Genomic DNA, 22,694 nt, shown 5'->3' on the forward strand with positions numbered 1-22,694 from the left:
ACACTTACACCTCTTTCAACCAAACACCATCAAAGGAAATTTCTGCAATGCCTGTCATAAACACATGATTTTCCTTATATTCTATTGTCAAATCCCCACCAATTAAAGAGATTTTGATTTTATCATCACACAAACCATTCAAAATACAAGCCACAGCAGTTGCACTAGCTCCTGTACCACAAGCCAAAGTTTCGCCACTGCCACGCTCCCATACACGCATTTTTACATGGGTTCTATCCACAATTTCCACAAACTCTACATTGACTTTGTTTGGGAAGTCTTTGTGACATTCAATGAGCTTGCCAACACCTTCCACATCGAAATTGTCCACATCTTCCACAAATATCACTGCATGTGGATTGCCCATAGACACACAAGTCATTGCATATTCTTTGCCAAGAACTTCTATTTTTTTGCCAACAACAGGGCTGGTTTCATGTATCACAGGAATGTCTTTTGCTTCCAAACTAGGTGTACCCATATCCACACAAACTGTTGCAACTTTGCCATCTTGTACATCCAAATCCAAATATATGATGCCACCTTTGGTTTCTAGTGATACCAATGTTTTGTCAGTCATGCCACGTTCAAAAACGTATTTCCCAATACAACGCACAGCATTGCCACACATTTCCCCTTCAGAACCATCCAGATTGAACATACGCATACGAAAATCACAGGTTTCAGATGGCATAATCAAAACCAAACCATCTGCTCCAATACCAAAATGACGTTCACTCATTGCAATTGCCAATTTCTCTGGGTGTTCCACCACTTCTGCAAAGCAATTGATGTATATATAATCGTTGCCACAACCTTGCATTTTTGTAAATCGCATACAATCCTCCCATTTATGTATAGGCAGATTTCTCTGCCTGTTTGTTATCATCGTTTTGCTACATCCATTGTAGGACTGTCTTGTGTTACCAATGGATAAAGACCAAAGGAATACAAGCCTGCAATCCCCACCAATCCAAAGATGACTCTGGAAATCCAGAATAGATTGCCACCAAAGATGCTGGTGACCAAATCGAATCCAAAGAATCCAATAAGCCCCCAATTGATTGCACCAATGACAATCAAAGTCAGTGCCACACAATTTGCTGCTTTCATACAAATACCTCCCTTATTATAGAAATGATTCACATTTCCAGTGAAGAGTGAATGGTGAATTGTGATGATTGATATTGTGTTTCCATAAAATACAATGATTTCTCGTTTTCGGTTGGGTCAAGACCCAACCCTACACAATATTTTGCGAAACATTCCCTTACGAAACACCGTAGGGACATGGCTTGCCATGTCCGCAAGTTCTTCTCAATTCCCATTCCTCATAGGTAGTATTTGTAGTTTTATATAAATTATGAAAAAATTTTATTTGCAATGCCATCCACATCCAAGTTTTTCACATTGCCCACTGCACACCAGCTGATTTGTGTCATATCAAAAATGGTATTTGCCACACGCAAAATATCATCACCTGTTACGACACTGAGCTTTGCAATGACTTCTTCCGTTTCATCCACACTACCACGCAACAACAATGCTGCACCTGCTGAATTCATGCGATTCAAAGTGCTTTCTGTGCCAATGATGAAATTGCTGATCATTTGCTCTTTGGTGACTGCAATCCATTTTTCTGACAATACATGTGCTTTCACTTCTTCAATTTCTGCTTTCACCAATGCAAATACACGCTCCAACTGATTGGGATTCATACCTGCATAAATGGAAAACAAGCCTGTATCGTCAAAAGCTGTGGTGTAGCTATAGATGGAATAGGTCAAACCTTCTTCTTCACGCACTTTTTGGAACAAACGGGAACTCATACCACCACCAAACATGGTATTGAACACAGCCAATGCATATTTATCCTTATGATTCCGACCAAAACATGGAAATGCCAACACTGTATGGACTTGTTCCACATCCTTTTCACGCACCACATGAGACACCTTATATTCTGCTTTGGTTTCATATGGTTTGTAGGGTTGATTTCTATGGAAACTACCCAATTTACGGTTCAGCTTTTCCATCATTTCATCTGTTTTGAAATTACCAGCCACAGACAACACCATGTTTTCTGTATGATAATTTGCTTCATAATAGGCTTTGATGTGTTCTGCTGTCAAATTGCCAATGGTTTCTTCTGTACCCAAAATCGGCATACCCAAAGAACTATCTGACCAAATGGCATCTTGCAATGCATCGTGAACCAATTCTTCTGGTGCATCTTCATACATATAAATTTCTTCTGTGATGACATTACGTTCCTTATCCACTTCTTTTTGTAGAAAAGCAGAATGCAAAACCATATCCTCCATCACATCCAAACCACGATCAAAATGTTCATCCAACACACGTGTATGATAGCAAGTATATTCTTTGGTGGTATAGGCATTGATTTGACCACCAACTGCGTCCATTTCTTCTGCAATGTCTTTGGCAGTTCGTTTTTCAGTTCCTTTGAACATCATATGCTCAATGTAATGGGAAACGCCATTTTCTTCTGGTGTTTCGTTTCTGGAACCATTTTTGACCCAAATCCCAAAGGAAATGCTTCTTACATAAGCGATTTCTTCCAACGCAACCACAATTCCATTGTTCAGTTTTTTCAATTCAATCATAGGTTATCTCCAATCATTTCGACTGTTCATAGAATATGCCAAAGGTTGCTATTTCATACAAGATAGAAGAAGCTTGTCAGTGAAAAACAAACATTCTGTGGACAGATATAGAATCTGCCCTTACATTTGCAATATATTCATTTCATAACTTGAGGATACTATCCTCCCCTACAGTTGTGTCATGTTTTAGATTACGGCACCACTAACCATTCATTCTTCACTATTCACTATTCATTATTTCACATGGTATACATCAAATTCGTCTTCATCTTGCAAGCGTAACCAAAGCACCATCATTGCTGCAATGGATGCCAAGATATAAGAACATGTGAAAATGCGTTTCCACAATTTACGAGCACGCAAACGTTTTGCCACTTCTGCAAACTCTCTTTCTTGCACTGTCAAAAATTCTTCTTGAAATGGCTTTGCAATTCTATAGGATTTGTAATATTCTCTACATCTTGCACAGGTTTCCAAATGAGATTCCACCGCTTCATTTGTACTTTCGCTTGCCAAACCATCTTGATACAACGCCACCAAATCCATGGTCATATCACAATTCAATTTCATTTTGCAACACCTCCAATAACATCTTTTTCGCCCTAAAATAAATTACTTTTGCAGAGTTTTCGCTGATTTTCAAAATCAATGCAATTTCTGCAAAGGAAAGTTCTGCATAAATACGAAGCAACACCACGTCACGATATTTGGGTTGTATCCCATCCAAAATACGACGCACTGCCTGCTCTACATCTTTTTTTTGTACCACAACTTCTGGGTTATTCCTACCATCGAAACAATAGGTTTGTGCCACCAATTCCAAGTTACAGGATTGTAGTTGCAATTTATTTTTCTTCAAATATTTGAAATATACATGCTTCCCAATGGATGCCAACCAAGTGAACATTTGACAGTCTCCACGAAACTTATGAAAAGATGTGAAGGCTTGCAAAAATGTTTCTTGTGTCAAATCCTCTGCCACTGTGGCATCCCCACAAAGACGGAACAAAAAGCAATATACTTTATCGTAATATTGGGTATAAAGTGTTTCAAATGTTTGCAATGTTCCACCTACTTTCTCTTTTGTATTGTACTGCACTCTGTGCCTTTCATTTATATACACTATTTATTGTGATACCTATTATGCTTATTTTGTGTAGTGATGTTTGTTTTTGTAGGGGTGACGTTTCGTCACCCGCTGGAATGTTTGTGAATTAATTTTAGGTAGGAATTTATTCCCAGTTTAAAGCATTCAGACCTTACTTTTCACTGGAGAAAAGTAACAAAATCCACCACTACTTCCGAAGCGTGGAGCACGGTTCAAGGGGGCTGCGACCCCTCGAAACTCCCTTACAAGCGAAATCCTTTAGGTTAGAGAATGAATTGATTTTTGAGCATACTTCCTTCATGGCTAGAGACGCTTATTGAAATTCCTACAAATAGCAATCTAGAGGATTCCGCTTTGCAAGCAAAGGTTGAGTGGAAATCAAAAATCATTTGTTCACTACTTACTTTGCTTTTGAGTCAGTAATCAAGAGGTGAGGGGCTTGTCACTCACGGTCTAATCGTAGGATTTACACCACTAGTCATCTGTCTGTCGGGGTGATTTTTAAGAGGGTCGGGATAGACCATCTTAAATCGGGGCTCCACGCCTTCGAAACGAGTGGTGGTTTTGGGGTACCTTTTGCCACCAAAAGGTACGGTCTGTAAAGCTTTAATATTTGAATAAATTAAAGGCTCAAATTATTATATTCATCTTCTTGCTTCACTACACATTATATAAATTTTCTTCTCTTTTCATCGTATCATACTATGGAAATAAAAACCATTACATTTTTGTAAATCTTATTCCATACAAACTGCAATTTCTACATCAGTTGCATTTGCGTAGCTTTCCAACACTGACTTTGCATTTGCCAAAAGGATATCTGTATCCACCACATCATCAAACAAATAATACATCAACAAAATTTCTTTGGTGGCATCTCCAATCATAGCTCTGGTGTTATCGCTTGTGGGATTGCCAAAAGGTCCCAAATCATCAAACAATGCTGGCAAGAAGGAAATGTTCAACACATCTTTGCCAATGCCTTGGTATTCTGTGCCATCTTCTGCACGCTCCCATGTGATACCGCCTGAAATTTGAGATACATCATAAGTCCCCATGGAGTATCCTGTGGAAATGGAAAGCAAATTGTTGATATCCACCACATTATTCACATAATACAAACCACGATCTTTGGCAATGCGTCTACACATAGCTTCTGAAGAATTTCGATAGCGGTTTGGGTCTTTTCCCAATGCTTTGTATGCCACACGTGTATTTTGAATGGTTTCTCTCTTATTTGCCTGAGACAATTCCACTTCTGCAAGTTCTGCAATTTTTTCATTGAAGATTTGCAACAAATCACCTTCTGTTTTGCACACAGACACCTTACATTGCACCAATGCCAAATGTGCCTGTGGACAACGTGTTTTGAGTTCATATCCAATTTGTACTGAAATCATAGTTCCTCCTTGTTTATTGCGGGAGGGGAAACCCCTCCCCTACAGGATTGCGGTGACAATATTGGTTCCACCCATCCCATTGATTTCGATGATTGTAGGGGATGGCGTCCCCGACATCCCGTTATTTTCGACAATTGTAGGGACAGATTCCATATCTGTCCGTTTATTTTTAATATCAAAAAGACAGACAGCTTATCACCATCTGCCTCTATGTTCATTTATTTTTTACCTGTATATTTTGCTTTACGTTCTTTTGTGTTTTCTCTTTTTTCTTTTTCTCGTTCTTTCTTTTCTTCAAGCATTTCTGTAATGTCTTCTGGCAATTCCAATGTGATTTTACCCAATTTGCCACCACGGAATTCATCCAACAAGATTTTGGCTGCTCTTTGCAAGTCTGGTTCGTCACCTTTGAGTTTGAAACTTCTGCTGATTGCAATTTGTTCCAATACTTCATGGGCTTGTGTTTCTTCGTTGATTTCTACTTCATAACGTTTTTTGATGGCATCTGGATTTCTTTTCATCATCAATGCAAGGAACTTGGTTGCCATGGTTTGTGCATCCAAAATATCATCATTGATGGCACCTGTAAATGCCAATTTCAAACCAACTTGTTGGTCTTCAAATTTAGGCCACAAAATACCTGGTGTATCCAAAAGTTCAAAATCTTTCTTGAGTTTGATCCATTGTTTTCCACGTGTAACACCTGGTTTATCACCTGTTTTTGCTGTAGTTTTGCCTACATATTTATTGATGAAGGTGGATTTTCCTACATTTGGAATACCTACAATCATACTACGAATGGGTACATTGATTCTACCTCTTGCACGCAAACGTTCTACTTTTTCTTTCATCAAATCACGAGCCACTTCTGTCACTTCACCCATACCATTGCCTTTGAGTGCATTCATACGAATGACACGAAACCCTTTTTCTACAAAGTATGCTTCCCAAATGGCTGTTGCACGTTCATCTGCCAAATCGCTTTTGTTCAGCAAAATGATACGATGTTTGTTGCGAGCCAAATGATCCAAATCTGGATTTTTACTACTATAAGGAATACGAGCGTCTACAAGTTCGATGACAATATCCACCAAAGAAATGGTTTCCTCCATCATTCTACGAGTTTTGGTCATATGTCCTGGGTACCATTGAATGTTCATATGTTTCTACCTTTCTATCTTTGGACAACCGCAAGGGTTATCCCTACATTGTTACATTTAAGAAATAAATCCAAAGCGATCAAATGGATACAACACAAATACCACTTCACCATCCAAATCTGCTTTTTCTACAGCACCAACAGAAGTTCTGCGACTATCTGTGCTTGCATTTCGATTGTCACCCATAACAAAATAACAGCCTTCTGGCACAATGTATGGATAGTCGATATCCCCATCATTGCCAATGGGTTCCATAATATATTCTTCTTCCAAGAATTCGCCATTGAGATATACATCATACAGTCTGGCTCCATCAACGTCTTTTGGTCGCAAATCGATTTCATCACCTGGTGTTCCAATGACACGTTTGATGAGGTTTTCACGTTCATCACTGAGATGCACATTGCAAATGACCACATCACCATATTCTGGTGAGCCAATGTTGGTTGCAAGTTTATTGACAAAGACCAAATCCCCATGATGAAAATTCGGTTCCATAGAAGAACCTTTTACATATACAGTACCCAAAACATAGGTACGCAATACAAACATCATTACCAAAAAGATAATCACTTCCAAAATGAAGTTTGGTTTCTTTTTCTTTTTTTCTTCTTTGATTTCTTTTTCTTCCATATTTCTCCTCCTGCTGGATCTTTGGAAATACAAAATGGTTTATAGGTGGTCTGATGTGAGCATCAACCCCTACAGTCAACAGATATAAAGTACATAGGTTACTATGAAAAAAGCCCCGATGAAACAATTCCATCGAGGCAGCTTTTCTTATCTCAATACTTCTTTAACTTTTGCTGCTTTACCTACTTTATCTCTCAAGTAGAACAATTTAGCACGTCTTACAATACCACGTCTAACCACTTCGATACGATCGATACGTGGGGAATGCAATGGCCATGTTCTTTCAACACCAACGCCAGATGCAATACGTCTTACTGTAAAAGTTTCTCTAATGCCGCCACCTTGTCTTTTGATGACAACGCCTTCGAACATTTGCAATCTTTCTCTTGTACCTTCAACAACTTTAGCGTAAACACGAATTGTGTCACCTACGTTGAATGGAGTTACTTCGCTTTTCAATTGCTCTTTTTCCAATTCTCTGATGATATCCATTTTGTTTCCTCCTTATACACAAAGACGTTCGTAATGCAATCCCTTTGATACATCATTGGACCGTCCATAATCACAATTCAGAATTATATCATAATAAGACACCTCATGCAAGGTTTTTTTATGATTTTTCAAGGTTTTTTTGCGTTTTTACCTATTTTTCTTCTGAAGTTTTATTTTACCATAGATTCCCAAGGCAACACCGCACAAACCCTCTATCACAACCTTTGTGGTTTATTTTTCCGTCAGAATCACCAAAAATACTCGACGATATTTCCGATATCGCCTCCGTTTTTTGATAGTTGCGACGAAAAAATCTCCACACAAATTTTGCAATCAGGGTTATGCGGTATTGCCCTAAAAAATCACCATCAAAATGACCTTGAAAGAAGTTTTTTTTCGTGTTACGATGACAGAATATTAGAAATGTATTTTTGGATTTAAGCAACTGGAGGATGATATCCTCCCCTACGCAAAACGTTTATATCATTTACTGTAATGTATAATAAATCAACCACACAGGAGGTTCCCATATGAAAATTCTCATTGCCATAGATTCATTCAAAGGAAGTATTTCCTCTTTGGAAGCTGGAAACAGTGTCAAAGAAGGTATTTTGCGTGTGATTCCCGATGCCAACTGCATTGTGAAACCACTTGCCGATGGTGGTGAAGGCACTGCCGAAGCCTTTGTATCTGGTCTGGGTGGTGAATGGGTTCACCTGTCCATTTGTGGGCCATATGGAGAGCCAACAGATGCAAAGTATGCCTATCTATCAGATAAAAAGCAAGCCATCTTAGAAATGGCAGAAGCATCTGGAATCACCATATCCAAAAGAAAAGAGCCTTTGTATGCAACCACATTTGGTGTTGGTGAAATGATATTGGATGCTCTCAAAAGAGGTGCCACCTCCTTCCTCATTGGCATTGGTGGCAGTGCCACAAACGATGCTGGTTTGGGTATGCTGACCGCTTTGGGCTTTGATTTTTTGGATACAAATGGAAACCCTGTCGATAAATTTGCAAAGGATTTGCCAAACATCCAATCCATTGATGATACTCAGGTTTCACCTTTGTTGCAAAATGCTACCATTCAAGTGGCTTGCGATGTAAACAATCCCCTTTGTGGTGAAACAGGTGCCACTTATATTTATGGTGGTCAAAAGGGTGTTACTGATGATATGAAGCCTATTTTGGATGGATATGTATCTCACTTTGCAGACATCACAGCCAAGCATTTTGGTATTGACAAGCAAAACCAAGCTGGTGCTGGTGCTGCTGGTGGACTTGGATTTGCACTGCTTTCTTATTTGCATGCGGATATGCAATCTGGCATTGATTTGGTGCTTAGGGAATTGGATTTGGAACAGCACATTCAAAATTGCGATTATGTCATCACAGGTGAAGGTAGATTGGATGCACAGACGGCTATGGGTAAAGGACCTATTGGAATTGCCAAAATGGGTAAATCTGCTGGTGCCACCACAATTGCTTTTGCTGGTTCTATTTTGGAAGGTGCCAAAGACTGCAACCAAGAAGGTATTGATGCCTATTTCCCAATTTTGCAAACCATTTGCACCCTAGAAGAAGCCATGATGCCAGAAACCACAAAGACAAATTTGACAAATACAGCTGAACAGGTATTTCGCCTTTTGATGGCAAATAAAAAATCACTTTTTTAAAATAGATGTCTACTACGGGCTGCCACACAGGGCAGCCCCTACAAGAAACCCATATACTTCAACCCTTTCCTATTTTGCAACACACATCATAAAAGCAAACAAAAAGCAGTGATACATAAGTACCACCGCTTAGAGAACCAAAATCCTAATTGCAAATTCACTTATTTTACATTTCTACAACAACAGTGGTACCCATACCGCCACCAATGCAAAGGGTTGCCATACCATATTTGGAACCTTGTTTTTGCATTTCGTGGAGCAAGGTTACAAGGATTCTAGCGCCAGAAGCACCCACTGGATGACCCAAAGCAATAGCGCCACCATTGACATTGACTTTAGACATATCGAATCCAAGTTCATTTGCAACTGCGATGGATTGTGCTGCAAATGCTTCGTTACATTCCACCAAATCCAAGTCTGCTACAGTGAGGTTTGCTTTTTCCAATGCTTTTCTACAAGCGTAAATTGGAGCCACACCCATGATGGATGGATCTACACCAGCAGAAGCATAGGATTTTACTTTTGCAATTGGAGTTACGCCCAATTCAGCTGCTTTTTCTGCACTCATGACAATCAAAATTGCAGCACCATCGTTGATACCAGAAGCGTTACCAGCTGTTACAGTACCGCCATCTCTTTTGAATGCTGGTTTCAATTTTTGTAATTTTTCAATTGTAGTACCGTGTTTTGGATATTCATCATCAGCAACAACTGTTTCGCCTTTTCTGGTTTTCACAACAACTGGTACAATTTCATCTTTGAATTTACCAGCTTTCTGAGCCACTTCTGTACGTCTTTGGCTTTCCAAAGCAAAAGCATCTTGCATTTCACGTGTGACACCATATTGTTCTGCAACATTTTCAGCAGTGATACCCATGTGGTATTTGTGGAATGCATCTGTCAAAGCATCTTTTACCATGGAATCTTCAATTTTACCATCACCCATACGATATCCGCCACGTGCTTTATCCAAAACATAAGGTGCTTGTGTCATATTTTCTGTACCCCCACAAATAATGATATCTGCATCGCCACACATAATTGCTTGACTTGCCATTGCAACAGAACGCAAACCAGAACCACAAATCATATTAATGGCAAGAGCTGGTTTTTCTACTGGAACGCCAGCATTTACCGCTGCTTGACGAGCAACCCCTTGGTACAAGCCAGCTTGCAAAACGCAACCCAACAATGTTTCATCTACCATATCAGGTGTGATTTTTGCTCTTTTCAACGCTTCTTTGATGGCAATGGTCCCCAAATCTGCTGCGGATACATTTGCAAAAGCACCTTGGAAGGTACCAATTGGTGTTCTAACAGCACTAGCAATTACAACTTCTCTCATTTTCATGTCCTCCTTATGCAAAGGTTGCCAATGTATCTGAAACAATTACATCAGCACCTGTCAATTCCAATACGTTTTCTACAGTTGTACTTTCATGAATTTCTTGCAACAACAAACCGTCTGCCACAACTTTGAACACCGCAAGTTCTGTGATGATCAAGTCCACAACTTGTTTCCCAGTCAATGGCAAAGTACATTCTTTTAAGATTTTTGGTGTGCCTTTTGCAGTGTGCATCATAGCCACAATGACTTTCTTGGCACCTGTTACCAAGTCCATTGCACCACCCATACCTGGAACCATTTTACCAGGCACCATATAGTTTGCAAGATTGCCCTTTTGATCCACTTCCAATGCACCCAAAACAGTGATATCAATGTGTCCACCACGAATGAGGGCAAAGGACATGGCGCTATCAAAGAATACAGCAGAAGATTTGACTGTTACAGGTTGTCCACCTGCATTGGTGATATTTGGGTTGATTTCATCACCTGTTGCAACTTTATCCAAGCCAATGAAGCCATTTTCTGAATGCAAAGTCACATCCATATCATCAGGAATGTAGTTTGCAACCATAGTTGGCAAGCCAATACCCAAGTTGACTACAGAACCATCTTCCACTTCTTTTGCAATACGATTTGCAATGATTTCTTTTGCGTTCATACTTATGCCCCCTTCACCATGTAGTCCACCAAAATGTGTGGTGTCAAAATAGAATCTGGATTGAGTGTTCCAACTGGTACCACTTCGCCCACTTCTGCAATGACTGTATCAGCTGCCATTGCCATCAATGGATTGAAGTTTTTGGTGGAACCTTCATACACAAGATTGCCCTTTTCATCAGCAGTAGACGCATAGATCAAAGCCAAGTCTGCATGAAGTGGTTGTTCCAAGATGAATTTTTCACCATTCACTTCCACAACTGTTTTGTCTGCTTCCACTTCTGTACCAATGCCTGTTGGTGTCAAAATACCACCCAAACCAACGCCACCACATCTGACTTTTTCTGCCAAAGAACCTTGTGGAACCAATTCCACTTCCATTTCTTCTGCCATCATTTGTCTGCCAGTTTCTGGATTTGTGCCAATGTGGGATACAATGGCTTTTCCAATTTGTTTTGCAACCACCAATTTGCCTACACCTTTGTCTGGAAATGCAGTGTCATTGCAAATCAAAGTCAAGTCTTTATATCCTTTTTCTACTATATAATCCACAAGCATCTCTGGTGTACCAGCACCCAAAAATCCACCTACCATAATGGTCATACCATCTTTGATATGTGCATCCAATGTATGTACATCAATCATTTTCATATATTTACCACCTTTCTTTTACACAAATGGCGTGTATTTTCTCTTTTGTCAATGGAAAAGCGGGTGGATATGGAATCCACCCCTACTATATATCCTTATTCTACGGTTGGGTCAAGACCTAACCTTACAATGCAAATAATTATGCGTTAAATACATATTCATCCATCAAAGCGCTACATTTTTCTGCAACTGCTTTGGTGTCTTCTTCCCAATGTCTTTTGCTAATGAGTTCATAAGACCACCAGCCATCATAGCCTGTTTTCTTAACTGCTTCTACCCAAGCTGGCATATCGATATCGCCTTCACCAGCCCACCAGCCACGCAAATCTTCTTCATCACATTCTGTACCTTCTGGATTTCTCTTGCCATCACAGAAGTGAATGTTACAAATCATATCTTTGTCGAGGTTTTCCACATCTTCCAATGTAGTGCCTTGACCATACCACAAATGCCAGAAGTCAATTACCATTTTCAAGTTGTCACGACCTGTTTCTTTGATGAAGTCCAAGCTTTTTGGCAAAGAGTTGATTGGAGACCACGCAACTGGTTCCAATTGGAATACAATGCCATATTCTTTGCCGATATCCAAAACGTGAACCACTGCTTCGGCACTGAGTTTTTTTACTTCTTCCCAAGGTTTGCCAGCATGAGCCAAAAGTGGAACCAATTGGATGTGTTTGCAACCTACATCTTGACAGAATTTAGACAAAACTCTTGCTTCGTAGGAAATTCTTTTGATGTTTTCTGGATCTGGATCTTCTACGTGACAAATATCGTTGACACTGACAATTTTCATATCATATTTTGCCAAAAGTTCTTTGACTGTTTCCACAGAATGACCTGCTTCCAAGTAGCTCAACACTTTGCTACCTACCATTTCCACTGCATCGAAGCCTGCTTCTTTTGCAATACGAATGTCAGAAATCAAGTTGCTTCTGTAAATGGATTTTGTATGTAATGCTTTTTTCATAGTATTTTCCTCCTAGATGATAACTATTTATCTATTTTGCAAAAGGGCATCGCACCTAAGCCATGCCCCATAATATCAATAAACTAGATTTCTTTTTTGGTTTTCAGCGTCGCAGACTTTAATCCGCAGACGGAATTCACTTCCGTCGAGGACAAAAGCGATTTCTAGGTGCTTTGCAAAAGCCTTCGAAAGCGTTGGCACGAGGAAATCGTCTTTTTTACCTATGTCTACAACTTGAAATCCTGATTTCAAGTTATTATTACATTTCGCCTCTTGCTTCACGTTCTGCAAGGTCTGACATTACTTTTGGATAGAGTTTATCCAAGCTATAGAATGCACCCAAAATCAATACAACTGCCCAAACAATCATTGGACCCCATTCATACAATCTTACGATGGTATCCAACGCTTCTTGTGGTTGTGTTGCACCACCTGTTGTGGAAGAAACATATCCACCAACTGTCAAAAGTGTGGTTACCAATGCAGATACAAGACCAGGACCGATTTTGGTACCGATGGAACCTGCTGAGAACAAATATGCTTCTTGACGCAAACCAGATTTCCATTGACCAAACTCAACACAGTCACAAAGCATACCAAAGATTACAGCATTCAAAGGACCAGCACCCATACCACGGATGATATGACTTGCAATTGCAACTTCCAAGCTAGATGGATTCATCATAAACAATACTTGACCTGCCATTGCCACAGCAGCACCCATCATCAAATAATTTCTTTTGCCAAATTTTTTCATGAATTTTGGACTGATGATTACAACACCAACCAAACTGATGAGTTCTAAGAAGTACAATAAGCTATATACCCATGTATCATTGAGCAAGATATATTTGCTGTAGTATGGCAAAAGGATACCAGTTACACCACTGGATGCGTTTTGCATGATCCAAAGACCACATACAATCCAGAAGAATTGATTTGTGACAACTGCTTTAAAGGAACGTTTTGCTTGACCTGGAACTTTTTCTTTTTTTGCTGCTGTTTCTCTTGCAGGAATAACCACTTTTTCTTCACATTTGATGAAGCAGAACAACAACAATGCAAGAGCAACCAATGCCCAAATACTTGCTGTGATGACAAATGCTTGTTGGGTATTGCCCAAAAGTTTAACCATTGGCAAAGTACACATACCAACCAAGATACGACCAAATGGTGACATTGCCATTCTAAACACAGAAACCATATCACGTTCTGCGGAATCTCTTGTGAGCATTGCAGACAAACTACCATATGGCAAGTTCAAAGCGGTGTAAGTAACTGTAGTACAGAAGTTATATGTTACGAAAATATAAATCCATGTTGCAGTTGCTGTGGTTTGTGGTACAGTAAACAGCAATACAATGGACAAACAGAATGGAATGGATGACCATAGAATCCAAGGTCTGGATTGACCCCATTTGGATTTTGTATGAGATACGATATATCCCATGATGACATCTGATACCCCATCAAATACACGAGAAAGCAACATAATTTGACCGATTACAATAGGTGTAATCCCTACATAATCTGTGTAGAACAATGTCAAAAGTGCACTGATTACACCAAAACTGATATTACATGCAACATCACCACAGCCATAAGCAACTTTGGTGACAAGTGGTACTTTAATCATTTGATCCTGCATCACCGTTTCATTTGTTGTCGTTTGTTTTGTTTCCATAGTTGTTTCCATGCCCTTCACTCCTATTCCCTTTTCATCATCATTTGTCTTTTGTTGTATGTTTCTTATATAAAATAACAAATAGTCCCTATATATTTGTGCATTTTTCAGATTCTTTTGTAAAAGTATAGGCTAGACCATAAAAACGATCCAGCCCGATACAAATTTGCTATCTAAGCCTCAAGTATTTGATTGATTTCCTCTTATAATACTTCGGAAATTTGTACTGCTCTGCCTTCTTTCAAGGATTTTTTGGCAGCCATTGCAATTGCAACAGACATCAAGCCATCAATTCCTGAAACAGAAGGTTCTTTGTCATTTTGGATACAATCTACAAATTCAATGACTTCTGCAATGAATGCATCGTTGTATCTTTGCAAGAAGAACCAATTTGGTTTTTCTACTTGCACACCATCCACTGTTGAGATTTTGATGGAAGAATTCAACACATTGTCGTCTTGCACACAGCCCTTTGCACAATGTACTTCCACTCTTTGGTCATAGCCATAACGAGCTGCTCTACTACCATCAATAACACCAATTGCGCCACTTTCAAATTTCAACATAACAATTGCTGTATCCACATCATCGTATTCTTTGAAACCTTCATTGATACAAACAGTACCATATGCAGAAACTTCTGTAATTTCACTACCAGAAAGGTATCTTGCCATATCGAAGTCATGCACCAACATATCTGTGAACATACCGCCAGAAACTTTTACGTATTCCATTGGTGGTTCTTCTGGGTCACGTGAGGTTACTTTGACAATATGTGGTCTACCCATCATATCAGAAGCAACTGCATCACGAACCGCTTTGTGATTTTTATCGAAACGTCTTACAAATCCAACTTGTAATTTTACTTTTGCATCTTCGCAAGCCTTCATTGCAAGTCTGATTTTGTCCAAGTTCAAATCAATTGGTTTTTCACAGAAAACGTGTTTGCCAGCTTTTGCAGCTGCAATCATATAATCTGCATGTGTATCTGTGGAGGAACAAATGAATACTGCATCAATTTCTGGGTCTGCAAAAATCGCTTCTGCGTCTTTGTAACATTTCGTGCATCCCATTTCATTTGCCCAAGCAATGGTTGCGTCATTCAAAAATGGATCTGCAACCGCTTCTACAACTGCACCAGGAACAGCATTTGCAATGTTATCACCGTGAAGTCTACCAATTCTGCCAGCACCAATCAAACCAATTTTAACTTTTTTTGCCATATCATTATTCCTCCTGTATACACAAAACCTGTTATCTTATTTGTATTCTACCCAAGCACTGCCATTGTCAGCAGAATTAACGCAATTTTCAATGAAACGAACGCCTTCTGCACCATCATAAATGCTAGGGAAATTGATATCTTTTACAACGTCTTTTGCAACTTCACCTTTGTTGACACGATCCATTGCTGTACCGAAACGTCTGTACAAGTTGGACCATGCTTCAAACAAACCTACTGCATGTCCGCCACCCATTCTATCACAGGAAACGTGTTCATCTTCGTTGTAGAGGTAACCCATACCACGATCCAAAATTCTCTTTGGTTCCCCTTGAACTTCATATTTCAATTGGTTTGGATGTTCGTCATGCCATTCAATGGATGCTTTGGAACCAACCACACGAATTTTTTGATCATGCATAGAACCAGCGTTTACACAGCTTGCCCAAAGGTTACCAACTGCGCCACCTGCAAAGTTCATGATTACGATTGCGTTATCTTCCAACGGTGCTCTGGATTTTACAAAGCTTTGTCTGGAACACATAAGGCTTTCGATTTTCAATTCTGGAATCATTGCTTCTGCCAAGTACAAAGCATGTGTACCAACATCGCCCAAAACATAAGCTGGACCAGCAGTTGCAGGATTTACTCTCCATTTTGTACCAGGATCGTTTGTTTCTACTTCAGAAGAATGGAAACCATGAGCAAATTGCATGTTGATGATACGAATTTCACCCAAATCGCCATTTGCAATCATATTTCTTGCTTGATGAATCATTTGTGCACCTGTGTAACCATATGTAACACCAACGATTCTGTTTTGTTTTTCTGCAAGTGCCAACAATTCTTCTGCTTGTTCCACTGTGAAACAAAGAGGTTTTTCACAAACTGCATGCAAGCCAGCTGTCAAAGCAGCTTTACAAATTTCGTAATGTGTACCATTTGGAGTTGCAATGGAAACAGCTTGGATACCATCTTCTCTTTTTGCTTCTTCTGCAAACATTGTTTTGTAGTCTGCGTAACATCTTTCACCAGAGATACCGATGTTTGTACCAAATTCACGACCACGTTCTTCATTGATATCGAAAGCACCTGCTACGAAATCAAACAAACCATCTCTTTTTGCAGAATTACGGTGGATGTAACCGATTTGGCTACCACGACCGCCACCTACCATACCCCAACGAATGGGACTATCCAAGCGAAACTCTTCATTAAACATATGTACGTCCTCCTTTTATCCTTTGTAAGTATTGATTTTATTTGAACATTAACATCCCAATTGTTTTCTCATGAATGCTCTTGCAATTTGTGCATATTCAAGTGGATCTGCAATTGCTGGGTCTTGTTCTGCTTCTACAACAATCCAACCTTCGTAGTTGCTGTTGCGGATTACGCCAAATACGCCATCCCAATCTACACAATCGCCATCACCAGGAACTGTGAACATACCATTTTTAACGCCCCAAAGGAAGCTTTGACCACCGGATTTAACTTGTTCCAAGATTTCGCTTCTAACGTCTTTTACGTGGATATGACCAACTCTGTCGATGTATTTTGTGATCAATGCCACTGCATCGCCACCACCAACTGTTACGTGACCTGCATCAAAGAGCATGTAAACCAATTCTGGATCTGTCAAAGACATGATTTTGTCGATTTCTTCCATGGATTGGATACCTGTACCTACATGATAATGGAAACATACTTTCATGCCTTTTGCTTTTGCACGTCTACCAAGTTCATTCAAGCCTTCTGCCAAGTTGTTCATTTGTTCTTCTGTAAGCACTGGAGCTTTACCAAACAAATCTGTTTCTTCTTGACCATGAACAGTTACGCCACATTCGCCAACACCAACAACTCTAGCACCAAGTGCATATGTGAAGTCCATGTGTTTGTCAAATTCTGCATATGTTTCTTCGTTTTTGAAAGTTGTGAAGTTGCTGGAGAACCACATGTTACAAATTACCAAGTCACGCAAGTCAATTGCTTTTTTCAATGTATCGAAATCTTTAGGGTATTTACAACCACCTTCGCTGCCTTTGTAACCAGCCAAAGCCATTTCACTCAAACATTGTTGGTAAGTCAATTCACCGCCCAAAGAAGGCAAGTCGTCGTTTGTCCAGTTGATAGGTGCACATCCAAATTCTACTTTCATAATACATTCTCCTTTTCATTTGTCCCAATTGTTGTTTTCTTTTGTATGATTTTATATATCAGGGTTGATGTAGGCATCAACCCCTACCTTCTCTTTTTGATTTATCTTTTGTATGTTCTGCCTGCGGTTGGATCAAGACCCAACCCTACAAGCATTTATCTTTTGTATGTGAGGTGTGAATCAATATTTACGAATTTCACTGACTGCTGCTTCCATGTTTGCGTATGCTTTTTGTACGCTTTCTTTTTCAGATACTTCTGCTACGCCAACTCTCCAGAAGTTTTCATATCCTTCTGTCATTGTGCCAGGAAGTACATTGACTACGATCACTGTAGAAACAGTTTCTTGTCTAGCTGCTTTCACTGCTGCAACCAATTCTTCAGAGTTGTTTGCTGTGAACGCTTTTGCACCATAGCCTTCTGCGATTTTTGCAAAGTCCAATTTGATGTAATCGCCAGACAATTTGCCATCATCTTCTCTATGACGGAATACTGTACCAAATGTGTCACAACCTTGGTTTCTTTGCAAGTTGTGGATACATTGGTGACCGTGGTTATCAAACAACACTACGTTGATTTTCTTTCTTTCTTGCAAGCTGGTTACGAGTTCAGAGTGACCCATCAAGAATACACCATCACCGATGAAAGCATATACTTCTTTGTCAGGTTCTGCACATTTGATACCAAAGGCTGCACCAATTTCATATGTCATACAGGAGAAACCGTATTCCAAGTGGTATTGACCAGGTCTTTTTACATCCCAAAGTCTTTCCACGTCAGATGGCAAGCTACCAGATGCCACAACGATGGTTTCGTCTTCTGTAAATTCTGCATTCAAGTCCATGATTGCTCTTGTTTGGCTGAAACCATCTGCCAATTCGATGTTTGCAAATTCTTCTTTCATGCCAGCCCAAGTTGCTCTAAGTTCTGCCACTCTAGTACCCCAACCTGCTGTATATGTATCCAAAGCTGCATCCAAAGCTGTCATACCTTCTCTTGCATCTGCCAAAACAGAGATCCCATCCATTTTCAAAGCATCCATACGACTTACATTGATACCAATGATTTGTGCACCTTTGGAGAAGGACCATTTGGAGTTTGTTACAAAGTCATTGAGTTTTGTACCAACTGCAACGATCACATCTGCTTCGTTTACAGTTGCATTTGCACACAAGGTACCACAAACGCCTGCACAACCCAAGTAGTTTTCATATTCATAGGAAATTTCGCCTTTACCTGCTTGTGTTTCACAAACTGGAATGCCATGTTTTTGGCTGAGTTCATACAAAGCTGCACCAGCATCGCTATAACGAACACCACCACCAGAGATGATCACTGGACGTTTTGCACCTTTGATTGCTTCAGCAGCACGAGCAATTGCATCTTCTGTTGCTGGACGTCTTTCCAAGTACCAAACTCTTTCTGCAAAGAATTCTTCTGGGTAGTCATATGCTTCACCTTGTACATTTTGTGGCAAAGAGATACAAACTGCACCTGTTTTTTCTGGATCTGTCAAGATACGCATTGCATTGAGCATTGCCATCATCAATTGTTCTGGTCTAACAATTCTGTCCCAGTATCTACAAACTGCTTTGAAGGAATCGTTTACAGAAGATGTGTAATCTGCTTCGTTTTCCATTTGTTGCAAAACTGGATCTGGTTGTCTATCAGAGAATGTGTCTGCTGGGAACAACAACAATGGAATTCTATTTACAGTTGCTGTACCTGCTGGTGTCACCAAGTTCAAAGCGCCAGGTCCAATGGATGCTGTTGCTGCCATGATAGCACGTCTTCTATTTTGTTTTGCGTAAGCTGTACAAGCATGTGCCAATTCTTGTTCGTTTTTGCCTGGCATATAGATGAATTCATCTTGGTATTGTTCCAAAGCTTGGCCCAAACCAACTACGTTACCATGACCAAAAATACCCATCATACCGTGTACAAATCTGGATTTTTCACCATCTACATCGATGTATTGTTTTGTCAAAAATTTTACCAATGCTTGTGCAGTGGTCAAGCGAATTGTATTACCCATGTTCTTTTCCTCCCTAATCTTCTTCTCTTGTTTTGCTGGCGACCACAGGTCGCCCCTACAGTTATATTTTCATTTGTATTTTGCGTTGCATTTTTTCTTTTGTATGTTTTTTGATTTATCTTTTGTATGTTTTGTGATTTTTCATTTGTATTATGTTCTATATCAGATTTCTGGCCAGTATTTTGCACCAGGTTGTTCCACCCAAAGGTGTTCTTCTTCAAATGTTGGTTTGATGTATGGATTGTTTTCCAAGTGACGGATTACCCAAATGTAATACATTGCATATCCAGGCGCTGTAACTTGTGGATGCACTTTATTTGGCATAATTTTCATTGTGTCATTGTGTTCCAACAAAACGCCTTCATCACCATGTTTCAACAAGCCAAATCCATTTTTAGGATAGAATTTATAGAAGTAAATTTCTGGTTGTTCATGGGAATGAGATGGGAAACCAGACCATTTACCAGGATAATGAACGTCTTCACCAAGCATCAAGTTGGATTGTGGAGACAATTTCACATCTTGTGCTGTACGAACGATACGAGTACCAGCTTCGTTCATGAAACCTTTGCCACGTACTTCATTGACTACGTTGCCTTCACATCTTACGATAGATGGGAAGATGGTTTCGTTTTCTGTTCTCATGATTGCGATTTCGCTATCTTCTGCAATCCCTTTGATGCTTACTTTCACACCTTGAGGTACATTCAAGCACCAGATGTTTTCGTTGAGGTAAGAATCTCTTTTTGCAGCAACCACTTCGTTGTCATATGTAAATTCCACTTCACCATACATCAAGAGGTAAACTCTTTCCAATTGTTCACGTTCATCTGTGAAAGACATTGTGGAGTCCAGTTTCAAAACACCAAAGTCCATCATCATTTCACTGTGCAAACCATCGTATTCTGTAATCATGGTATAACCAAAATCAAATTCGTCTTTTTCTTGTTGCAATCTCATGTTTATCCCTCTTTCTTCCTTATATATAGTGTTACATCAAACTTTTCAAAATCAAGTATGCTTTTTCTTCTACTGCTGCAACGGATTTGACCATCAATTTTTGTCTATCAAATTCTTCTGGTCTTGCTTCCATTTCTGCTCTTAGGGTATCGCCAAATGTTTTTCTAAGGGAAGTACCCAAGTTCATTTTACCGATGCGTTCCAATTTCAATTTTTGCATATCTTCTGGTGTGATTCCTGAAGAACCGTGGATAACAAATGGTAAGTCACAACCATTTTGGATTTCGTCCAACACATCGAAATGAATGGGAGCAAATCTACCAACCAAACGGTGAATGTTACCAACTGAAATTGCCAACCAGTCAATATCTGTGTTGTCTTGCATTTGTTTTGCTTCGTCTACAGATGTCAATTGGATTTTGGTTTCTCCAATGTCATCATAAGGAACTGCTCCAAGCTCACCTTCTAGGTAAATTCCATTTTCATGAGCCAATTTGGAAAGTTCTGCTGTCCATTTGATGTTTTCTTCCAAAGGTAATTTGGAACCATCAAACATGACTGATGAGAAACCAGCTTTGATTGCTCTTTTGACGCTTTCTGGGTCACTGGTGTGATCCAAATGTACCCCAACTGGTACCTTTGCTGCTTCTGCCATGGAGTTCAACAAGCTACCCCAGTGTTCAATTTGTAAATCTCTTCTTGCATCCCTGTTGACCATTAAGATCACAGGTGATTCTGCTCTCTCAGCCGCTTTGATAATCGCCATTGCATCTTCATGACCGAATACATTGAAACCAGCAATGATTCGATTATCTTCTGCTGCTTCTTTCACGTAATCTTTTGTCCATTTCATTTCATCATCTCCTGTAAGTGTGCCATCCTATGGGCTTCTGCTACTTCTAATGTAGGAATAGCAGGTGCACAATTGATTTTTGTGAGAACGATGGAAGCACAAGCAGAACCAAGTTGCATTGCATATAAGATACCTTGATCTGTCAACATACCGTACATAACACCAGCTGCATAAGCATCACCAGAACCAAATGTTTTTACAATCTTTGTTGGGATAGCTGCACACCCAAGTACACTACCATCTGCCAAGTAAGCATCTGATCCTTTTGCACCATCTTTTACAATGACAAGCTCTGCACCCATTTCTAAGAATGCTTTTGCAGATTTTGCATCGTCTTTGTTGTCTGGCATTGTGGTATATTCCACTACATCGAACTCTTCTCTATTTCCTATAATAATGTCTGTCATGCTACAAATTTTTTGATAACAAGTGGATGCTTCTTCTAAGTCTTTCCAACCTGTTGGTCTGTAGTCAATATCCAGAACAATTTTGGTTTCGTGTTTCTTTGCATATTCCATTACTTGGAACATTGCGTCTCTGGAAGGATTTGTAGAAAATGCTGTTCCTGAAAGAAGCACTGCTCTGGATTTTGCAATTACATCTTCGTTGATGTCTTCTGGTGTAATCAACATATCCGCTGTTCTTTCTCTATAAAGGTAAGTTCCATGATGAAACTCGTTTGCATTTTCTGCTTGGTATGTTCCACTGCTTTCGGAACTTACGATTTCTGTCAGTGCCAAACAGTTTCTTGCACCGGTTCTATCGATACAGACACCAGAAGTTTCGATTCCTTGTTTCGCAAATTCGTTTAGGATGTATTCTCCCATTCCATCGCCTGAAATCTTACCAATGAATGCGCTCTTAAGACCCAATCTTGCTGTTCCTTGAATGATATTTGCTGGTGAACCTCCAATTGATTTTTCAAAAGCAGGAACGTGTTCGAATGTGGTATTTAAAATGGTTGTGTTTAGATCGATACCAGCACGTCCTACTGTTGTTATGTCAATTGTTTTTTCTGTTCTTGACATGTTTTCATCTCCTTTCATTTCGTTTCCTTGCAT

Annotated in this window: 22 protein-coding genes; 1 reads left to right on the top strand and 21 read right to left on the bottom strand. The window is 39.6% G+C overall.

Going from position 1 to position 22,694, the window contains the following annotated elements:
- Nucleotides 1-4: 4 nt before the first annotated feature.
- The 9 genes from dapF to rplS form a co-directional block, all read right to left on the bottom strand.
- Entirely contained in the window at nucleotides 5-838 is an 834-nt protein-coding gene (gene dapF, locus MJY40_RS10700) for a diaminopimelate epimerase (protein WP_317854236.1), read from the bottom strand.
- A 47-nt stretch (nucleotides 839-885) separates the two neighbouring features.
- Nucleotides 886-1,113, bottom strand: coding sequence for a DUF378 domain-containing protein (locus MJY40_RS10705; RefSeq protein WP_317854237.1), 228 nt, complete (start codon nucleotides 1,111-1,113; stop codon nucleotides 886-888).
- Between the two features lie 248 nt (nucleotides 1,114-1,361).
- Nucleotides 1,362-2,627, bottom strand: a complete 1,266-nt coding sequence (locus tag MJY40_RS10710; RefSeq protein WP_317854238.1) for a M16 family metallopeptidase — start codon at nucleotides 2,625-2,627, stop codon at nucleotides 1,362-1,364.
- Between the two features lie 234 nt (nucleotides 2,628-2,861).
- Complete coding sequence (locus tag MJY40_RS10715) at nucleotides 2,862-3,197, bottom strand: zf-HC2 domain-containing protein (protein WP_317854239.1); 336 nt, start codon at nucleotides 3,195-3,197, stop codon at nucleotides 2,862-2,864.
- Nucleotides 3,181-3,690: an RNA polymerase sigma factor gene (locus tag MJY40_RS10720; protein ID WP_317854240.1), complete on the bottom strand. Its 510-nt coding sequence runs from the start codon at nucleotides 3,688-3,690 to the stop codon at nucleotides 3,181-3,183. The genes MJY40_RS10715 and MJY40_RS10720 overlap by 17 nt, the downstream gene beginning before the upstream one ends.
- 782 nt (nucleotides 3,691-4,472) lie before the next feature.
- The gene (locus MJY40_RS10725; protein WP_317854241.1) at nucleotides 4,473-5,135 is read right to left on the bottom strand and encodes a B3/B4 domain-containing protein; all 663 of its coding nucleotides are present in this window, start codon (nucleotides 5,133-5,135) and stop codon (nucleotides 4,473-4,475) included.
- Between the two features lie 218 nt (nucleotides 5,136-5,353).
- Nucleotides 5,354-6,295 carry a ribosome biogenesis GTPase YlqF gene (gene ylqF / locus MJY40_RS10730; protein ID WP_317854242.1) on the bottom strand — a complete coding sequence of 314 codons (942 nt, stop codon included), beginning with the start codon at nucleotides 6,293-6,295 and terminating at the stop codon, nucleotides 5,354-5,356.
- 57 nt (nucleotides 6,296-6,352) lie between these two features.
- Nucleotides 6,353-6,928: a signal peptidase I gene (gene lepB, locus MJY40_RS10735; RefSeq protein ID WP_317854243.1), complete on the bottom strand. Its 576-nt coding sequence runs from the start codon at nucleotides 6,926-6,928 to the stop codon at nucleotides 6,353-6,355.
- 147 nt (nucleotides 6,929-7,075) lie between these two features.
- Nucleotides 7,076-7,420 (bottom strand): 50S ribosomal protein L19, encoded by a 345-nt coding sequence (gene rplS, locus MJY40_RS10740; protein ID WP_304507747.1) that lies wholly within the window; start codon nucleotides 7,418-7,420, stop codon nucleotides 7,076-7,078.
- A 530-nt stretch (nucleotides 7,421-7,950) separates the two neighbouring features.
- Here rplS and MJY40_RS10745 point away from each other — a divergent pair.
- The gene (locus tag MJY40_RS10745) at nucleotides 7,951-9,096 is read left to right on the top strand and encodes a glycerate kinase family protein (RefSeq protein ID WP_317854244.1); all 1,146 of its coding nucleotides are present in this window, start codon (nucleotides 7,951-7,953) and stop codon (nucleotides 9,094-9,096) included.
- Between the two features lie 166 nt (nucleotides 9,097-9,262).
- Here the strand turns inward: MJY40_RS10745 and MJY40_RS10750 are convergent, their stop codons facing one another.
- The 12 genes from MJY40_RS10750 to iolC form a co-directional block, all read right to left on the bottom strand.
- Nucleotides 9,263-10,441: an acetyl-CoA C-acetyltransferase gene (locus tag MJY40_RS10750; RefSeq protein ID WP_317854245.1), complete on the bottom strand. Its 1,179-nt coding sequence runs from the start codon at nucleotides 10,439-10,441 to the stop codon at nucleotides 9,263-9,265.
- Between the two features lie 13 nt (nucleotides 10,442-10,454).
- The gene (locus MJY40_RS10755) at nucleotides 10,455-11,102 is read right to left on the bottom strand and encodes a 3-oxoacid CoA-transferase subunit B (RefSeq protein ID WP_317854246.1); all 648 of its coding nucleotides are present in this window, start codon (nucleotides 11,100-11,102) and stop codon (nucleotides 10,455-10,457) included.
- A gap of 2 nt (nucleotides 11,103-11,104) precedes the next feature.
- Nucleotides 11,105-11,752, bottom strand: a complete 648-nt coding sequence (locus MJY40_RS10760; RefSeq protein ID WP_331488170.1) for a 3-oxoacid CoA-transferase subunit A — start codon at nucleotides 11,750-11,752, stop codon at nucleotides 11,105-11,107.
- A gap of 139 nt (nucleotides 11,753-11,891) precedes the next feature.
- Nucleotides 11,892-12,722 carry a sugar phosphate isomerase/epimerase family protein gene (locus MJY40_RS10765; RefSeq protein ID WP_317854247.1) on the bottom strand — a complete coding sequence of 277 codons (831 nt, stop codon included), beginning with the start codon at nucleotides 12,720-12,722 and terminating at the stop codon, nucleotides 11,892-11,894.
- Between the two features lie 259 nt (nucleotides 12,723-12,981).
- Complete coding sequence (locus MJY40_RS10770) at nucleotides 12,982-14,418, bottom strand: MFS transporter (protein ID WP_317854248.1); 1,437 nt, start codon at nucleotides 14,416-14,418, stop codon at nucleotides 12,982-12,984.
- A 191-nt stretch (nucleotides 14,419-14,609) separates the two neighbouring features.
- Nucleotides 14,610-15,629 (bottom strand): inositol 2-dehydrogenase, encoded by a 1,020-nt coding sequence (iolG, locus tag MJY40_RS10775; RefSeq protein ID WP_317854249.1) that lies wholly within the window; start codon nucleotides 15,627-15,629, stop codon nucleotides 14,610-14,612.
- A 36-nt stretch (nucleotides 15,630-15,665) separates the two neighbouring features.
- Nucleotides 15,666-16,850: a Gfo/Idh/MocA family protein gene (locus tag MJY40_RS10780; RefSeq protein WP_317854250.1), complete on the bottom strand. Its 1,185-nt coding sequence runs from the start codon at nucleotides 16,848-16,850 to the stop codon at nucleotides 15,666-15,668.
- A 48-nt stretch (nucleotides 16,851-16,898) separates the two neighbouring features.
- Nucleotides 16,899-17,786, bottom strand: coding sequence for a myo-inosose-2 dehydratase (gene iolE / locus MJY40_RS10785; RefSeq protein ID WP_317854251.1), 888 nt, complete (start codon nucleotides 17,784-17,786; stop codon nucleotides 16,899-16,901).
- A gap of 180 nt (nucleotides 17,787-17,966) precedes the next feature.
- Complete coding sequence (gene iolD, locus MJY40_RS10790) at nucleotides 17,967-19,820, bottom strand: 3D-(3,5/4)-trihydroxycyclohexane-1,2-dione acylhydrolase (decyclizing) (protein WP_317854252.1); 1,854 nt, start codon at nucleotides 19,818-19,820, stop codon at nucleotides 17,967-17,969.
- A 162-nt stretch (nucleotides 19,821-19,982) separates the two neighbouring features.
- On the bottom strand, nucleotides 19,983-20,780 hold the full coding sequence (locus tag MJY40_RS10795; protein WP_317854253.1) for a 5-deoxy-glucuronate isomerase: 798 nt from the start codon (nucleotides 20,778-20,780) through the stop codon (nucleotides 19,983-19,985).
- Between the two features lie 31 nt (nucleotides 20,781-20,811).
- On the bottom strand, nucleotides 20,812-21,633 hold the full coding sequence (locus MJY40_RS10800) for a class II fructose-bisphosphate aldolase (RefSeq protein WP_317854254.1): 822 nt from the start codon (nucleotides 21,631-21,633) through the stop codon (nucleotides 20,812-20,814).
- Nucleotides 21,630-22,661: a 5-dehydro-2-deoxygluconokinase gene (gene iolC / locus MJY40_RS10805; protein ID WP_317854255.1), complete on the bottom strand. Its 1,032-nt coding sequence runs from the start codon at nucleotides 22,659-22,661 to the stop codon at nucleotides 21,630-21,632. Before iolC ends, MJY40_RS10800 begins: the two co-directional genes overlap by 4 nt.
- Nucleotides 22,662-22,694 lie beyond the last annotated feature (33 nt).

The organism is Chakrabartyella piscis, from assembly GCA_030067835.1.
Taxonomy (GTDB): domain Bacteria; phylum Bacillota; class Clostridia; order Lachnospirales; family Anaerotignaceae; genus Chakrabartyella; species Chakrabartyella piscis.

Bases quoted from the DNA above. Each gene is read 5' to 3' on its own strand.
- MJY40_RS10705 (WP_317854237.1), bottom strand. From the start codon at position 1,113: ATGAAAGCAGCAAATTGTGTGGCACTGACTTTGATTGTCATTGGTGCA.
- MJY40_RS10765 (WP_317854247.1), bottom strand. From the start codon at position 12,722: ATGAAAAAAGCATTACATACAAAATCCATTTACAGAAGCAACTTGATT.
- MJY40_RS10770 (WP_317854248.1), bottom strand. From the start codon at position 14,418: ATGGAAACAACTATGGAAACAAAACAAACGACAACAAATGAAACGGTG.
- MJY40_RS10760 (WP_331488170.1), bottom strand. From the start codon at position 11,752: ATGAAAATGATTGATGTACATACATTGGATGCACATATCAAAGATGGT.
- dapF (WP_317854236.1), bottom strand. From the start codon at position 838: ATGCGATTTACAAAAATGCAAGGTTGTGGCAACGATTATATATACATC.
- MJY40_RS10780 (WP_317854250.1), bottom strand. From the start codon at position 16,850: ATGTTTAATGAAGAGTTTCGCTTGGATAGTCCCATTCGTTGGGGTATG.
- MJY40_RS10725 (WP_317854241.1), bottom strand. From the start codon at position 5,135: ATGATTTCAGTACAAATTGGATATGAACTCAAAACACGTTGTCCACAG.
- iolE (WP_317854251.1), bottom strand. From the start codon at position 17,786: ATGAAAGTAGAATTTGGATGTGCACCTATCAACTGGACAAACGACGAC.
- MJY40_RS10800 (WP_317854254.1), bottom strand. From the start codon at position 21,633: ATGAAATGGACAAAAGATTACGTGAAAGAAGCAGCAGAAGATAATCGA.
- MJY40_RS10755 (WP_317854246.1), bottom strand. From the start codon at position 11,102: ATGAACGCAAAAGAAATCATTGCAAATCGTATTGCAAAAGAAGTGGAA.
- lepB (WP_317854243.1), bottom strand. From the start codon at position 6,928: ATGGAAGAAAAAGAAATCAAAGAAGAAAAAAAGAAAAAGAAACCAAAC.
- MJY40_RS10710 (WP_317854238.1), bottom strand. From the start codon at position 2,627: ATGATTGAATTGAAAAAACTGAACAATGGAATTGTGGTTGCGTTGGAA.
- iolG (WP_317854249.1), bottom strand. From the start codon at position 15,629: ATGGCAAAAAAAGTTAAAATTGGTTTGATTGGTGCTGGCAGAATTGGT.
- MJY40_RS10750 (WP_317854245.1), bottom strand. From the start codon at position 10,441: ATGAGAGAAGTTGTAATTGCTAGTGCTGTTAGAACACCAATTGGTACC.
- iolC (WP_317854255.1), bottom strand. From the start codon at position 22,661: ATGTCAAGAACAGAAAAAACAATTGACATAACAACAGTAGGACGTGCT.
- MJY40_RS10715 (WP_317854239.1), bottom strand. From the start codon at position 3,197: ATGAAATTGAATTGTGATATGACCATGGATTTGGTGGCGTTGTATCAA.
- ylqF (WP_317854242.1), bottom strand. From the start codon at position 6,295: ATGAACATTCAATGGTACCCAGGACATATGACCAAAACTCGTAGAATG.
- iolD (WP_317854252.1), bottom strand. From the start codon at position 19,820: ATGGGTAATACAATTCGCTTGACCACTGCACAAGCATTGGTAAAATTT.
- MJY40_RS10745 (WP_317854244.1), top strand. From the start codon at position 7,951: ATGAAAATTCTCATTGCCATAGATTCATTCAAAGGAAGTATTTCCTCT.
- MJY40_RS10795 (WP_317854253.1), bottom strand. From the start codon at position 20,780: ATGAGATTGCAACAAGAAAAAGACGAATTTGATTTTGGTTATACCATG.
- rplS (WP_304507747.1), bottom strand. From the start codon at position 7,420: ATGGATATCATCAGAGAATTGGAAAAAGAGCAATTGAAAAGCGAAGTA.